At 72.4% G+C, this 14,493-nt stretch carries 11 protein-coding genes; all 11 read right to left on the minus strand.

All coding sequences use genetic code 11. The features are described from left to right. Positions 1 to 50: 50 nt before the first annotated feature. Complete coding sequence (locus ACSP50_RS44775) at positions 51 to 5,459, minus strand: beta-propeller fold lactonase family protein (protein WP_155123476.1); 5,409 nt, start codon at positions 5,457 to 5,459, stop codon at positions 51 to 53. 225 nt (positions 5,460 to 5,684) lie between these two features. Then, positions 5,685 to 6,122: a hypothetical protein gene (locus tag ACSP50_RS11240; RefSeq protein ID WP_014689306.1), complete on the minus strand. Its 438-nt coding sequence runs from the start codon at positions 6,120 to 6,122 to the stop codon at positions 5,685 to 5,687. 145 nt (positions 6,123 to 6,267) lie between these two features. Next, positions 6,268 to 7,179, minus strand: coding sequence for a helix-hairpin-helix domain-containing protein (locus ACSP50_RS11245; protein ID WP_155123477.1), 912 nt, complete (start codon positions 7,177 to 7,179; stop codon positions 6,268 to 6,270). Between the two features lie 274 nt (positions 7,180 to 7,453). Then, positions 7,454 to 9,313 carry a hypothetical protein gene (locus ACSP50_RS11255; protein WP_014689308.1) on the minus strand — a complete coding sequence of 620 codons (1,860 nt, stop codon included), beginning with the start codon at positions 9,311 to 9,313 and terminating at the stop codon, positions 7,454 to 7,456. Between the two features lie 194 nt (positions 9,314 to 9,507). Further along, the gene (locus ACSP50_RS11260) at positions 9,508 to 10,131 is read right to left on the minus strand and encodes a class F sortase (protein WP_014689309.1); all 624 of its coding nucleotides are present in this window, start codon (positions 10,129 to 10,131) and stop codon (positions 9,508 to 9,510) included. Further along, complete coding sequence (locus ACSP50_RS11265; RefSeq protein WP_014689310.1) at positions 10,128 to 10,583, minus strand: hypothetical protein; 456 nt, start codon at positions 10,581 to 10,583, stop codon at positions 10,128 to 10,130. The genes ACSP50_RS11260 and ACSP50_RS11265 overlap by 4 nt, the downstream gene beginning before the upstream one ends. Positions 10,584 to 10,815: 232 nt before the next feature. Next, positions 10,816 to 11,334, minus strand: a complete 519-nt coding sequence (locus ACSP50_RS43355; RefSeq protein ID WP_014689311.1) for a DUF2510 domain-containing protein — start codon at positions 11,332 to 11,334, stop codon at positions 10,816 to 10,818. Between the two features lie 87 nt (positions 11,335 to 11,421). Then, positions 11,422 to 12,198 carry an ABC transporter permease gene (locus ACSP50_RS11275; RefSeq protein ID WP_014689312.1) on the minus strand — a complete coding sequence of 259 codons (777 nt, stop codon included), beginning with the start codon at positions 12,196 to 12,198 and terminating at the stop codon, positions 11,422 to 11,424. Next, a complete protein-coding gene (locus ACSP50_RS11280; RefSeq protein ID WP_014689313.1) occupies positions 12,195 to 13,142 on the minus strand; it encodes a daunorubicin resistance protein DrrA family ABC transporter ATP-binding protein in 948 nt (315 codons plus the stop codon). The genes ACSP50_RS11275 and ACSP50_RS11280 overlap by 4 nt, the downstream gene beginning before the upstream one ends. 145 nt (positions 13,143 to 13,287) lie before the next feature. Then, a complete protein-coding gene (locus ACSP50_RS11285; protein WP_014689314.1) occupies positions 13,288 to 13,929 on the minus strand; it encodes a PadR family transcriptional regulator in 642 nt (213 codons plus the stop codon). A 102-nt stretch (positions 13,930 to 14,031) separates the two neighbouring features. After that, a complete protein-coding gene (locus ACSP50_RS11290; RefSeq protein ID WP_198149519.1) occupies positions 14,032 to 14,364 on the minus strand; it encodes a hypothetical protein in 333 nt (110 codons plus the stop codon). Between the last annotated feature and the right edge of the window lie 129 nt (positions 14,365 to 14,493).

Below are 14,493 nucleotides of genomic sequence, written 5' to 3' on the forward strand. Positions count from 1 at the left end.
CGTAGCCAAAAGTATCGTTTCCGTGCAGGCGCACCCGGCGAGATTACCGGTCAGCCGTCGGCCGCCTTCAGCACCGTGATCGCACCGTCCCGCCCCGCGGTCACGTACAGCCGCAGGCCGTCCGGCGACAGACCCACCACCCGCGGGCTGTCCCCGACCGGGATCGTGGCGGCCACCTTCCGCGCGGGGAGATCCAGCACCGACAGGGTGTCCGAGCCCTCGTTCACCACGTAGGCGTGCGCACCGTCCGCCGACACCAGCACCGCCTGCGGCAGTTTCCCCACCTGATAACGCTGAGTCAGCTTCAGCGTCCTCGTGTCATAGGTCTCCACGGTGTCGACGTCATAGTTGGTGACCACCACGGTGCCGCCGTCCGGGGTGACCGCCAGGCTGTGCGGCGACCGGCCGACCGTGATGGTGTTCAGCACCGCCAACGACGCCGTGTCGACCACCGACACCCGGCTCGACTCGTGATCCGAGGTGAACGCGCGCGACCCGTCCGGCGTGAAAGCGATCCAGTGCGGATTCGGCGGCACGCTGATCTGCGACAACCGGGCCAGCGTCGTCCCGTCGTAGATCTCCACCCGGGCCCCGTTGTGGATCGGCAGCCAGACCCGCCCGTCCGCGGCGACAGCCGGCTGGAACGGCCGTGGCCCCGTCTTCACCGACGTGATCACGCTGCGCTTCGCCGTGTCGATCACCGCGAGCCCGTTGGCGCTGAAATCGTTCTCGAACATCGAGACGTAGAGCTTCGCACCGTCCTTCGACAGGGTCAGGAAACGCGGCGTGTTCGGTACGTCGACCGGCTGCGCCTTCCCACTCGCGGCATCGACGACGAAAACCTGCTTGGCGCCCTGATCCGCGACGAACAGCGTCTTGCTGTCCGACGAGACGACGACACCCTCCGGCTCCCGGCCGACCCCCTTGATCGTGTTCAGCACGACCGGGGTGCCGAGACTCGCCGGCGCCGGGGTCGTCGTGGCCGGTCCGGTCGCCTGCCCCGACGGCGGCGTGCCGGTCAGCGTCTGAGCCACCGTCGGCGGCGGGGCGGCCTGCTCCCGACCGCGGCCCGCGGCGTACCGGATGCCGAGATACGCACCGGCCGCGAGAAGCAGAGCAAGAACAAGGATCCCCGCGACGCGCAGGCGCCGCTTCTCCTGCGGAGGATTATTGGCGTACGCCGGATCGCCACCCGCCGCGGGCGACGCTACGCCGGGCTGCTGCCATCCGGGAGCGGCCGGCCACCCGGCGGGCGAGGTCGGCCATGCCGGATTGGCGGGGGCGGCGGTCTGCGCCTGCTGCCATCCGCTCGGGGACTGGACGCCACCCCAGGCCGTGGTCTCCGAGCCGCTGTGGGGGCCGGAGACTCCGGGAGCATCAGCCGGACCTGTTCCGGAAGGGGGTGCCGGCGGGGAGCCGGGGCCGGCCGGTCCGCGACCAGCGGCGCCGGCAATTCCCGCACCGGGAATGCCGGCCTGTCCGGGACCTGCGGCGCCGGCAATTCCCGCACCGGGAATGCCGGCCTGTCCGGGACCTGCGGCGCCGGCAATTCCCGCACCGGGAATGCCGGCCTGTCCGGGACCTGCGGCGCCGGCTGTTGCGGCGCCGGGAATGCCGGCTCGTCCGGGGCCGGGAGCACCGATGGGTCCATGGCCGGGAGCACCGGTCGGTCCATGGCCGGGGGTGTCGGCTGTCGAGGGCCAGTCGTTCGGGCCGATCCAGCTTACGCGCGACGAGGATCCGCCCGGGCCGACGCCACTCGCTGGGGCGGTCGACGGTGCTGCAGAGGGATGTGGGGGTGGGGGCCAGGTGGGCGGTTCCGGTGGGGTGGCTTGATCTGCCGCGGCGGCTTGACCCGGCCACTGTGGGCCAGTCGGGACCGGGGACTCTGGCCGGTGGGGGACTGCCGGGTCGGTCGCCGGATCGGTGGATCGGGGCCAGCCACCGGCTGCGGCTGCGGCGGAACCCGCCTCCCAGGAGACGGTTGTGCGGTCGCTCTGCTCATGCGGGGTGCCGCGGGACGGCCAGGACTGGCCGGGAACGGCGGTGCCCGGCCATGGGCCGGCGGGATCGGAGGTGCCCGGCCACGGGCCGGCAGGATCGGAGGACTGCTGGGCCTGGCCGGCAGCGGTCGTCCAGTGTTCGGCGGGGGTGGCGGAGTCGGCGGAGTCGGCGGGGCCGACGGATTCGGGGGGAGCGGCGGAATCGGAGGGGTTGGCGGGGGCCTGCTGCCAGCCGAAACCGGGCTGCTGCGCGTAGAACGCGCCGCGGCCGGAGGGCTGGTCGCCGGGCCAGGGGCCGGCAGGCGACAACGTCGGTGTCACCGGTGATCCCGGTGTTGCGGGGTCAGGTACTACCGGGTCGGGGGCCGCCGGGGTGTCGCCGTTGGCTGTTGGGGGTGTCGCTGGTGCGGCGCCCTTCGATGCTGGTTGTTCTTGGCGGCTGTGGGGCAGCGTCCCCGGGTTCTGGTCCGGCGCGATCGGCTGCTCCTGGACGGGGGGATCGCTGGGGGAGGACTGTGTGTTCAGCCAAGCGCCTACGAAACCGCCGGCTGCGGCCGCGGCTACGGCGGCGGATCGGTTACCGGTGGTGTGCTGCTCGGCCGGGGCGGGCGGGGTGCTCGGCGTATCCGCGATGTCCGCTGCGCGTGGGGTGCTCCGGTCGTCAACCGCGGCGGGGCTGTCAACCGCGGCGGGGCTGTCAACCGCGGCGGGGCTGTCAACCGCGGCGCGGCTGTCAACCGCGGCGCGGCTGTCGAGCCCGGCGGGGCTGTCAGGCGCGCTCGGGCTGTCAACCTCAGCTGGGTTGTCGACCGGATCCGGGTCGGCGGCTGGATCCGGGGGCCATGCCTGTGTTTCGGCGCCGGAGCTGAGGCGGAGCGCTTCCGGATCGCTCGGGGGTGTGGCTTCGCGGGCGCTGGAATCGGCAGGCGACTCGGTTCGGTGGTCGATCACGTCGTCTTCGGCCTGGGGTGGGCCGGACTCCTCGGGCGCCGGATGGTTCGGCGTAACGGGATCTGTCAGAGGGGCGACCTGATCCACACCGGAGTCGCTGGGGCTGGTCGAGGCGGCGTCGGACCAGGCGGGCGTGACATCGGACCAGACGGGAGCAGGAACAGAAGAAGGAGTGGGACCGGGAACCGGGGCGGGAGCAGGAGAAGGAGCCGGGGACTCGGGGCGAGAGGTGGAAGGTCCGGGCGGGTGGATCGGGGCTTCAAGCGTTGAGGGGAGAGCGTCGGCGACAGGTGCCGGGGTGGTGTCGGCCTGCATGGCGGTGAGGGAGCCCGGCCATGGGACGTGGCTCTCCGTCTGGGTGGACGGCTCGGCAGGGGAACCGGGCCAGATTTCGGCCGGGTGGATTCCAGCCGGGTGGATTTCGGCCGGGGGAGTGGCGGCCGGGGAGGGCGCGGACGCTGAAAGGGGGCTGGCCGGCTCGGGAGTGCGGGTCGGTGTGGCGTCGTGGTCGGGACGACGCTGCGAAGGGGGCTGGGCCGAGGGCCGGGTGGTGGGGACGGTCGGGGAGGTGCGTTCCGGCTGCTGACCGGCGCCGGGGGACTGCGCCCACCACGTGCCGCTCGGGTGGGACGGGTCTTCGGTGGTGCCGGTGGACCATGGGGCGGCGGGGCGACTCGGGGCGCCGGACCACGGGCCCTGCGAAATCTGCGGACGGGACTGCGGATGGGCGGCCGGCGGCGAGGTCAGGGCACTCGTCGTCTGGTCATGCGCGCCGGAGGCCGGGGCGCGGTCGGTGTTCTGATCCGGGGCACCGGAAGTGGGGAGCGGGCTGGTGACCTGGTCGTGGGAGCCGGGTGCGGAGGGCGGGCCGACGACCCGGTGGTGAGGGCTGGCGTCGGGCAGCCAGGCGGGTGCGGTCGGCCACGGATCCGCCGGCCGGGCCGGGGGCGGGGTCGTCGAGGTGGGGGCGTCAGGCCAGGGGTCGACCGGAGCGCTGAACGGCGGCTGGCCCGCCGGGGCCCCGGACGTGGGCCGTACGCCGTTGCCGCCGGCCCAGCGAGGCGGTGGTGCAGGCAGCGTCGGTTCGAGGGCGGTGCCACCCTGCCCGGTGGCATCGGATTGACCGGATCGAGCAGCGGCGCCGGATTGAGCCCCGCTGCCGGATTCAGCGGTGGCGCCGGGATGAGAGACAGCGCCGGGGTGAAGGGCGGCGCCGGGCTGGGAGGCGGCGCCGGGCTGGGAGGCGGCGCCGGGCTGGGAGGCGGCGCCGGGCTGGGAGGCGGCGCCGGGCTGGGAGGCGGCGCCGGGCTGGGAAGTGGCGCCGGGCTGGGAAGTGGCGCCGGGGTGAGGGGCAGCGCCGGGTAGGGCGGGTCCGGGCTGAGGGGCGGTGCCCGGTTTCGGGAGGGCCGAGGTCTCCGGGGTGACCTCGCCGGTCACGGACAGGTGGGCGACGCCGGTGGGGCCGTCGATGGTGACGGAGCCGGTCAGGGAGGACCGGCCGGGGCGCCAGGTGACCTGGAGGTGCGAGCCGTCCAGGACCGCTTGCAGGCCGTCGCCGGTGGTGGTCACGGTGGAGGTGGCCACCAGGGGCGGGGCGGTCAGCGGGACCCGGGCGGTCTGCGCGGGACCGCCGGGAAGCGTCTGGCCGAAAGTGATCTGGGGGTCGGGGACTCGCAGGGAGGTGCGGCGCAGGGCGGCGGTGGCGGCGGCGGCGACCCGGTCGCTGCCGGTGGCGAGGCGGGACAGGGTGGTGCGGGCCTGGGCGGCCTGCGGGAGGTCGGGGCCGGCGGCCGCCGCGGCCAGTTCGGCGATCAGGGCCATCTGGTCGCTGCCCGGCTTGCGGACCTTCGACAGGTAGGGCTGGCGACCGGTGCCGAACGTCCAGTGGCGGACGGACGGGTCGCGTTCGCGCAGGTGGTCGATGACCTCGTCGATGCCGGTGTAGCCGTCGCGGTTGCGGTCGGCGGCGCCGCCGCGGAGGCCGTCGGCGAGCAGGCCGGCGAAAGTGGGGGGTTCGGGGCGGGCGTCGGCGGTGAGCAGGACGCGGCTGCGGTTGTCGGCGGCGTGGGCGGCCGGGAAGTAGGCGCCGGCGTCGACCGGGCCGCCGGTGCGGCCGTCCAGGATGATCACGACCTGACCGGCGTGACTGCGGTGGATCAGCGCGTCCAGGCGGGTCACGTCGACGGCGGTGTCGGCGGGACGCTGCATCACCGTGTCGGGGGTGGCCAGGTACAGGCCGCCGCCCGGGCCGGACAGCAAGATGCCGCGGAAGTAGACGAGCAGACAGTCGTCGGGGGTGCGGTTGTCGGCGACGGCCTGCAGGCGCTGATAGACGTCCCACGTCTCCGGGTCCTGCAGGAACTCCACGTCGAAGCCGCCGAGACCGGGATCGGCCAGCACGGCGGCGAGACCCCGCACGTCCGCTGACGGCACCGAATACCGGCGCAGGACGGGATCGTCGTGGTGTTCGACCGTCACCACGACCGCCAGACGTCGCCCGCTCATCGCATCACCCTTGGTCCATGGTGCGACGGGAAGAGCCGAGCCGGAACCCCTGGAAGATTACGAACTGTCCGCGGTCGATGACCTTCGGTTGTTGATCTTTGTCGGATTCCGGCCGGTGTGCGGCGATCTAGCAGGTCCGATGTGGTCTTGGACGGCGTGCGGGGCGGGACGGGCGCGGTGTGCCGATTTCACCGGATCCGGTGTGTCGGAGATCCGTCAGCCGCGTCAGACCGTGACGTCGAGGCTGCGGCCGTACGGCAGGCCGGTCACGGCCGCCGTGTCCGCGGACGCCCGGGACCCGGCCGGCGCGGACGCCGGGGCGGCCGCGGACGATCGTGACGGAACCGGCGCGGACGACGCGACCGCCGCGGACGACCGCTGGCTGTCGGCGGACGACCGTTCGCTCGCGATCGCGGCGCTCTCCGCCTGCACGGCGGTGGAGGCGACCTTGCCGGCGGTCACCGTGCGGACGCCCTCGATCCGGGCGACCTCGGCCTCGGCGGCGGCGACGGCGGCCCGGTCGGTGTTGATGGTCTGCGGGCTCGCCTGCACCGGGATCAGGTCGGCGGCGAGCTGGCGGCGGTACGTCTGCAGGCGCGTCCACGCGGCCTGGCGGTCGGACGAAGTCGAAGACGCGGTGGCGGTAGCGGTGATCGCGGCCATCGGGAGCTCCTAGAAACGTGCTGGCAACCGGACGGCCCCTCACATCGGCGGGGTCACTCCCGAGTTGCTACTTCTGCCGCATCAAGTTTTGGTGACCTGGGCGACAGCCGCGGTCCGGCCTCCCGGGGAGGCCGGACCGGAGGGTTCAGCCGGCGACGGTCAGCTCGCGGGCCTTGTCGGCCCAGGTGGCCAGGCTGGCGGAGCCGCGCATGCCGGCGGCGTTGACCGCCTTCTTCAGATCGGTCACATCAGAATCGGCGAGCTTGGCGTACGTCGTGATCCCGGCCGCCGCGAGCGCCATGGCGACCTTCGGGCCGATGCCGGGAATCCTGGTCAGGTCGTCCGGCTGGTGAACCGGGGCCGGAACGCCGATGGTGTCCTCGATCGGGGCCGGCGCGTCGATCGGCGCCGGGTCCTCGGACGGCTCGATGATCGGGGACGCCTCCTCGGCCTCCTCCGCGATCGGCTCGTCGATGAACTCCTCCGCGGAGATCGGCTCGTCGGTGGCGACCGGCTCGTCGGCCACGACCGGTTCAGCGGCGGCGACGGGTTCAGCGGCGGCGACCGGTTCAGCGGCGGCGACCGGTTCAGCGGCGGCGACCGGTTCAGCGGCGGCGACCGGTTCAGCGGCGGCGACCGGTTCAGCGGCGGCGACCGGTTCAGCGGCGGCGACCGGTTCAGCGGCGGCGACCGGTTCAGCGGCGGCGACCGGCTCAGCGGCGACGATCGGCTCGTCGACCGCGGCCGGCTCAGCCGCGGCAGCCGGCTCCTCGACAGCGACCGGCTCGACGACGACGGCCTCGATCACGACGGTCTCGGCACCCGGCTCGGCGACCTCCGCCTCAGCCTCGACCGGCTCGACGACAGCCGTCTCGGCCACGTCGAAGCGCTCGGTGCCGGCCTCGGCGGCGGGCTCGATGACAGCGGTCTCGGCGGTCGACGAAACGGAGCTCGACGAAAGGGAGGCCGGCGAAACGGAGGCCGGGGAAACGGCGGTCGGCGAAACGGAGGGTGAGGTGGTGGGCGCGGTCTCGGTGGCGGCAGCCGGCGTGACCACCGCGGGAGCCGTCGCGGCCCCGAGCGAGCGTCCACGGATGAACCATCCAGCTATCAGGCCGACCACGACCCCGGCCACAAGGGAGAAAAATGCTGCCATATCGGGCCTCCGGGCGGGAGATGAGGGTGCATGTGGTAGCGCGCAGCTTCGCACATCACCATGCGTAGCCACGCGCAGGGTGCCCACTCGTCCACGAAAGGGCCCGGCTCACCGCGTACACAGGCAAGGGCAAGCGGTGGCCACGCTCCGGCGGAGCGTGACCACCGCATGGTTCTTACGGAGCGGCCGGGTAGTCGTTCACGTAGACCGGCACGCCGACCTTCGTGGTGTCCGCCGCCGCACCCACGCCGTTGACGACATGGTCGATCACGCCGGCGCTCAGGTTCACCGTCATGATGTGGTGCAGGTGGACGCCCGGGGTCTGCGGCGCCTCGAACCCGTTCGCGGTGTGGATCGTGGGGTTGTTCTGATTGAACACGTACACGCCCGCGCCGTACAGGTGGTGGGTCTTGACCCGGTTGCCGATCTTGTAACCGGCGTAGCCCTGGACCGGGCCGTTCATCCAGTCCGCCTGGGTCGGCGGGTCGTACGGCAGCTCGTTCTGGTAGAGCACGGTGGTGCCGCCGTTGCCGTTCCACACGGTGTTGTACTTCTGGAAGTGCTCGACGAACAGGCCGGTCGCGGTCACGTCGTTCCCGTTGATCACCGCGCCGTAGGTGCCGATGTTGGTGTTCCACCGCTCGGTGTCGCCGCCGGTGAAGCCCTCGACGCCGTGGTCGGCGCGCCACACCCAGGTGTGGTCGATCAGCACGTGGTCGCTGTTCACCTCGAGCGCGGTGCCGGCCTTGCCGACGTGCGGGCCGCCGACCCGGAAGTACACGTCCTGCAGGCTGGTCGGATTGTTCGCCGAGGTGAAGCCGAAGCCGTGGCCGCGGCCGACGCGCAGCAGCGCGGACGACCTGACGGTGCCGGCGTCGATGGTGAGCCCGGCGACGGTGACGCCGGGGACGTCCTCGACCTGCACCGGGGTGGCGCCCTTGACCGCGGTCAGGGTGGCGTGGCCGAGGCCGAGCACCACGGTGTTCGGCCGCCACACGTCGATGGTGCGGTCGATGTCGTAGACGCCCGGGGTGAACAGCAGGTTCTTGCCCAGGGCCAGGGCCAGGTTGATCTTGGCGACCGAGTCGCCCGGCTTGGCGATGTAGAAGTCGCTGAGCGGCAGGGTGCGCCCGGCCGAGGCCCAGGTGACGCCGGAGGTGTTCTTCTGCGTGGCGGGCACCTGCACCTGCCACCTGCCGTGCGCGTCGACGAACAGGTACGGCTTCTCCTTGCTGACCGGGGTGGTGGCCAGCGTGGTGTACGGCGGGTTCGGAAACGCCGACTCGTCGGGGGCGCCGACGACGCCGGAGAAGACCTGGTTCCACACGCCGTTGGACCAGTTGCCGACCTGGCTGTTGCGGGTCAGCCACTGCTGCTGCGACCCGTTGACGATGGTCTCCGCCCTGGTGTCGGCGATGAAACCACCGGAGGCGTACTGCGGGCCGGCGGTGCAGTAGTCCATCAGCGACAGGGTGCCGCCGGTGAACTGGGTGCGCCGCAGGGAGACGGCCTGGGAGACGGCCCAGAAGTTGGCCGTGCCCCGGCAGCCGTCCTGGCCCGCCCCGTTGATGTTGACGGTCAGGTTGCCCACGGTCCGCCAGAAGTTGACCAGGGCCAGGCAGTTGCTCGTGCCGCCGTTCTCCAGGCAGCGGTTGTACACCTCGACCTTGCCGTTGATCACGACATCGCCGGGGTTGGCGCCCAGGCCGGCCAGCTCGGTGTAGTAACCGACCTTGACCTGCAGCGGGTGCTCGGCGGTGCCATAGGTGCCCGGCTTGAAGAGGAAGGCGTACCGGTCGGTGCCCATCTCGTTGTCGACCTGCTTGGCGTTCGCGGCGTCCAGGGTGGCCTGGATGTCGGCGATCGGCTGGCTCGGGTCGAAGACGGTGACGTGTGGGCCGAGGTTGGGCACGGCGGATGTGGAATGTGCGGCGGCCGGCGAGGCCTGGGCCGTGACGGCCGTGAGGGCCAGGCCGAGCGCGAACGCTCCGGCGGTGGTCCGGCGCAGCGCGGTGCGCCGGCGGATGGTCGACATACGGAGGGACCCCTTCCGGAAACAAGATCGCAATGATCCAGGTCACGGAAGCAATCGGCGTACCTCCATGTCAAGAGCGGGGAAAAGGCATACGGCATCCAATGTGGGCAAGCCGCCCAGGTTCCGGAACCGAGAACCGAACAGACCGCCGGAACCGGTACCGGAATCGGTTTCACGTTACCGGCGAGCGGCGCTCAGGCGGCCTCGACCGCATAGATGACGATGTTGCTCCGATAGCTGCGACGGCTCCGGTCGAACGATCCCCCGCAGGTGATCAGGCGCAGCGCCGGGCCGCCCGTCGGCCCGTACACCTCGTCGCTCGGGAACGCCTTCTTCGGATAACTGGCGACCTTGACGACGGTGAAGGTCACGGTCGACCGGTCGCTGCGTCGGATCGTGAGGGTGTCGCCCGGCTTGAGCTCGCGCAACCGGTAGAAGACCGCCGCGCCGTCCCGCGCGGTGTCGACGTGGCCGACGACGACCGCGGGACCGGGCTCGCCCGGGGTGGGCGACCCGTCGTACCAGCCGGCCGGGGCGTCGGAGCGCAGCGGCGGCACGTCCAGGGTGCCGTCACCGCGCAGCCCGATCGGGGTGATCGGGGTGTGCACACCGATCGCCGGGATGTCCAGCGCGGTGGGTTGCGAGCGGTGCGTCCTCGACCTGGTGGGTGCCGGTGGCGCCGGCACGTCCTCCCAGGCCGGGGTGACGGCCGGCGGGTCGGGCAGCGCGTCGTCGGTGATCAGGCCGAGCACGGTGACGGTGGCCCCGAGCACTGCCAGCAGAACGGAGAAGACGGCGGCCCGACGGTTGCGGATCATCGAGCGCGGCCGAAGCCGAACCGGCCGGTGATCACCGCCGCGAGCAGCAGGAACGCGCCGCCGACCAGCAGTGCCAGGCGCCGGCCGTCGAGCCCGCTGCCGCCCCCGGCGTCGACGCCACCGGCCGGCGTCCGGTCGGGCTTGGAGCTGGGCCGGTGCGACGGCGACGCCGAGTGCGACGGCGAGGGCTTGGTCGTCGGATCGTCGGCGGTCGTCACGGTCTTCGGTGACAGCGTGCCCGGCGACGCCGAGGCTGACGCCGGCCGCGAGGCCGGCCCGGACACCGGTGGCAGCGTCTCGCTGCTGGCCGTCGTCGCCGGCCCCGCCGTGGTGCCGGCGCCCCCGTTCCGATCGCAGAACGACAGCGTCAGGGCGAGCAGGATCAGCAGGATCACCGCCGCGCCGAGGGCGACGAGCCAGTTCCGGCGTTGCGCGGCCGCGTGCTCGGCCATGGTGGTGACCTCCGTCCGGACGCCGGCCGCGCCGCGGGTGATCGTCGAGCGACGATCACCACGCTAGCCGCCGGTCCGGCGGCCCACGCCGTTCTATCCGTGATCGGTCACTTCGGACTCCCGCGACCCGGACGCGGCCGCTCGTGTCGATGGTCGTCAGGTACCCCGCTGCCCGGGTGTTCCATGCGTGCGCGACGGCCCTTGCTCGCTGTCCGATCCACGACCGGCGCGCTCAGCGCAGCACGGTGAGCACGATCAGGGCGACCAGGACGACGACGGCCAGGGTGCCCAGCAGCAGCGGATGCGTCAGCAGGCCGGTCGCGTGCTGGGCAGCCGGCCGTTTCTCCGGGTCGCCGGCCGGCGCCGGCATCCCGAAGCCGCTGAGCGGCGCGGCGGAGTCGACCGGCGGGATGGCGTAGTCGACGAGTTCGGCGGGCGGCGCCGGTAGAGCGCCACCCGCCGGTCCCGGTGCCACCGGCCGCGCCGCCGGGAACGCGGCCCCGGCCGACGCCGCCGAGTGCGCGAAGATCGCGGCCGCCTCCGGGTCGGGCGGCGCGACCGTGTGTGCCCCCGGCACCAGCGGCCCGGACGGCGCGGCCGCCGGGTAGTAGCCGCCCAGCCCCGCGGTCGGCGGCAGCACCGCCGGCCCGGGCTGCAGGTGGTCGGTCCACTGCTGGCCGTCCCACCATCGGGTCGCGGGCAGACCACTGGGGTCGGCGTACCATCCGGCGGGCTGCGCGGGGCTCGTCATCGGTGCGGGTCCTCGTTTCCGTTCCGGTCCAGGGACGGCCGCAACCATCGGGACCCGCCCGACGACCCTGAGGTCATGTCCGCTGGATCACACCGATTTCTGGTACGCCCGGAACGTCCGCGTGGACAGGAAGATCATCACCGCGGCCAGCGCGAGCAGCCATCCGCCGCGGCTGAGCACCACCCCCCAGTCGGGCGTGTCCCGCATCGCCGCCCGGGCGGCCGCCAGGCACCAGTTCACCGGGTTGAATTCCGCGATCCGCCGCATCCACGACGGCATCAGTGTCGCCGCCATGAACGCCGAGGACAGGAAGGTGAGCGGCAACAGCAGCAGGGTGTTGATCCCGATGATCGTCTCGCGTTGCCGGACCAGCATCCCGACCGTGTTCGAGAGCGCACTGAAGATCGTCCCGAGCAGCAGCGCGGTGACCAGCAGCACGACCAGGCCGGCCGCGCCGCCCGGGTAGCTCGCCCCGGCGGCCAGCCCGAGCAGGACGATCGCCGCCACCTGCACCGCGGTGGACAGCGCCTGCTCGACGACCAGCGCGTTCATGATGGCGCCGCGGGCGACCGGGGTGGTCAGCAGCCGGTTCATGGTGCCGCGCTCGATCTCCTCGAGCACCCCCATCCCGGACCACATGTTCGACGACACCGCGGTCATCGCGACCACACCGGGCACGATGTAGTCCAGGTACGACCCGCCGCCGAAGCCGGGCAGCTCCACCACCTTCCGGAACAGGTTGCCGAACAGCAACAGCCAGATGGCCGGCTGGATCAGCAGGATCACCACGAACGCCGGCTGCTTGATCAGCACCTTCAGCCGCCGGTTGGTCATCCACCAGGTGTGCGTCACCAGGGTCGTCATGCCGCGTACCTCCGTCCCGCGTGGCGCAGATACACGTCGTCCAGCGAGGGGCGGGCGACGGTCACCGTCGCGACGCCGATCCCGGCCGATTCGAGGGCGGCCAGGGCCGCCGGGACCGCCGCCGCGCCGTCGTCGGCCCGCGCGCTCAGCGTCCGCCCGTCCAGGGCGATGTCGCGCAGGCCGGCGACGTGCGCGATGGCCCGCCGCGCCTGCGGCTCATCCGGTGGCAGCGCCAATTGCAGATGTACGGCATCACCCCGCAACTCCCCCTTCAGACTCTCCGGGGTGCCCTCGGCCACGATCCGGCCGCCGTCGACGATGGCGAGCCGGTCGGCCAGCCGGTCGGCCTCGTCCAGGTAGTGCGTGGTGAGCAGGATGGCGATCGACTCGTCCGCGGCGAGCCGGCCGATCTCGGTCCACATCTCGGCGCGCCCCTCCGGGTCCAGCCCGGTGGTCGGCTCGTCGAGGAAGAGCACGCCGGGCCGGTGGATCAGGGCCAGGGCCACGTCGAGGCGGCGCTGCATGCCACCGGACCAGCCGCGGACCGCCCGGCCGGCGGCCTCGCCCAGACCGAAGCGCTCCAGGAGCTCGTCCACGCGCCGGGTGAGCTGCCCACCGCGTACGCCGAAGAGACGCCCTTGAAGCCGGAGGTTGTCCTTTCCGGTCGCCATCGGGTCGAGCGCGGAGCGCTGCGGGACGACGCCGATCGTGCGGCGCACCCGGTCGGGGTGGCGCAGCACGTCGTGCCCGGCCACGGTCGCGCCGCCGGAATCCGGCCGGGCCAGCGTGGTGAGGATCTTGACGGTGCTGGACTTGCCGGCGCCGTTCGGCCCGAGCAGGCCGAACACCTCGCCGGCGCGGACGGTGAGGGTGAGCCCGTCGAGGGCCCGCACCCCGCCGGGATAACTCTTGCGTAGTTCCTGTGCCGTCACGGCATCACTCATGGTGATCCTTCTCCAGATCGCCACGGGCCGTGTCCCGGTTATCCTTGTTGCTGCTACACGCCTCGGATGAGCCGGGCCGTTCCCGCGGCCGGTTGATGGGGCACGACCCCGGCCGGTGTTCCCGCACCGGCCGGGGCCGCTTTTCTCACGTCTCGGTGATCGTCATGAACTCCGAGAGATCAGTGGGCATCTCGCCGGTCCGATGGATCCGCCGCCAGGCGGCGAGACCGGCCATGGTGCCCTCGCGCATCTCGGTCAGCAGCCCGGTCAGCCAGGTGACCTCGGCGTCCCGGATCGCCATCCGATACTCCGCCTCGACCAGGAACAGCCGGGGGACCACCGCGCGGTTGCCGTCGAGGTCGGCCCGCATCCGATCGTTCTCCATCGCGAGGGTGGCGAGGCGCTGCTCGAGCAGCGTGATCACCTCGTCCGGCGGGAGCACGCCGAGCACCGAGAGCGCCGCCTGCAGCTTCGGAAACTCCCGTGCGGGAGTGCCGACCAGCTCGCGCATCCAGTCGGTCAGCTCGGCGCGGCCGTTCCCGGTCAGCCGATACACCGTGCGCTCGGGCCGACGGCCGTCCCGGACCGTCTCCGCCGCCTCGATGAAGCCGTGCTTCTCCAGGTTCTGCACGACCGTGTAGAGCGATCCCCATTGGATCTTGATGTCCTGATCCTTGCCGAACTCCTTGAGCCGGGCGGCCATCTCGTAGGGGTGCATCGGCTCGATGCTCAGCGTCGCCAGGATGTGCAACCCGAGGAGGTTGCCCACCTTGCGCCGCTTCGCCATCTCGCTCCTCGTGGTGTGAATGCTCGCTACCGAGTATTACGCACCCGAGCAACAAAACGGAAGGCCCCCGCCGGGGGGCCTTCCGTTTCCGGATCCTCGATCTCAGGCCAGGGCCGGCTTCCGGTTGATCCGGATGACCGGGGTGAGCAGCAGCAGTCCGCAGGCCACCTGCTCCAGCCTGAACCAGAGCGGGAACATCCCGGGCAGCGCCGCGATCACCACGATCGCGACCAGCATGATCGCCGTGACGATCCGCAGCCGCAGCAGCGCCCCGCGGCTGCCGCGCAGCGCCCGCACCGACAGGTGGAGCGAGATCAGCGACGCCAGCGCGACGAGCGAGGCCCGCACCCCGACCGCGTCGGTGACGTAGTGCGTGTCGCGCAGGGCGACGATCGCGCCCAGCGTCGAGAAGCTGAGTGCCACGTAGCAACCCATGAACCGAACGACCTTGCGCATCCCGGCGCCCCCATCCCGTTGCCGCATCGACACCGGGAGCATCGCCGCCGCGCGGGTCGCCGAGCCTCGCCCGGTCTCCCGAGCGTGCGGTGGAGAGCGCGGTCAGCC

This window comes from Actinoplanes sp. SE50/110 (assembly GCF_900119315.1).
In the GTDB taxonomy this organism is placed as follows: Bacteria; Actinomycetota; Actinomycetes; order Mycobacteriales; family Micromonosporaceae; genus Actinoplanes.

What these genes read in the sequence shown, in the direction of transcription:
- ACSP50_RS44775 (WP_155123476.1), bottom strand. Translation starts at nt 5,459, where the DNA reads ATGAGCGGGCGACGTCTGGCGGTCGTGGTGACGGTCGAACACCACGAC.
- ACSP50_RS11240 (WP_014689306.1), bottom strand. Translation starts at nt 6,122, where the DNA reads ATGGCCGCGATCACCGCTACCGCCACCGCGTCTTCGACTTCGTCCGAC.
- ACSP50_RS11255 (WP_014689308.1), bottom strand. Translation starts at nt 9,313, where the DNA reads ATGTCGACCATCCGCCGGCGCACCGCGCTGCGCCGGACCACCGCCGGA.
- ACSP50_RS11260 (WP_014689309.1), bottom strand. Translation starts at nt 10,131, where the DNA reads ATGATCCGCAACCGTCGGGCCGCCGTCTTCTCCGTTCTGCTGGCAGTG.
- ACSP50_RS11265 (WP_014689310.1), bottom strand. Translation starts at nt 10,583, where the DNA reads ATGGCCGAGCACGCGGCCGCGCAACGCCGGAACTGGCTCGTCGCCCTC.
- ACSP50_RS43355 (WP_014689311.1), bottom strand. Translation starts at nt 11,334, where the DNA reads ATGACGAGCCCCGCGCAGCCCGCCGGATGGTACGCCGACCCCAGTGGT.
- ACSP50_RS11275 (WP_014689312.1), bottom strand. Translation starts at nt 12,198, where the DNA reads ATGACGACCCTGGTGACGCACACCTGGTGGATGACCAACCGGCGGCTG.
- ACSP50_RS11280 (WP_014689313.1), bottom strand. Translation starts at nt 13,142, where the DNA reads ATGAGTGATGCCGTGACGGCACAGGAACTACGCAAGAGTTATCCCGGC.
- ACSP50_RS11285 (WP_014689314.1), bottom strand. Translation starts at nt 13,929, where the DNA reads ATGGCGAAGCGGCGCAAGGTGGGCAACCTCCTCGGGTTGCACATCCTG.
- ACSP50_RS11290 (WP_198149519.1), bottom strand. Translation starts at nt 14,364, where the DNA reads ATGGGTTGCTACGTGGCACTCAGCTTCTCGACGCTGGGCGCGATCGTC.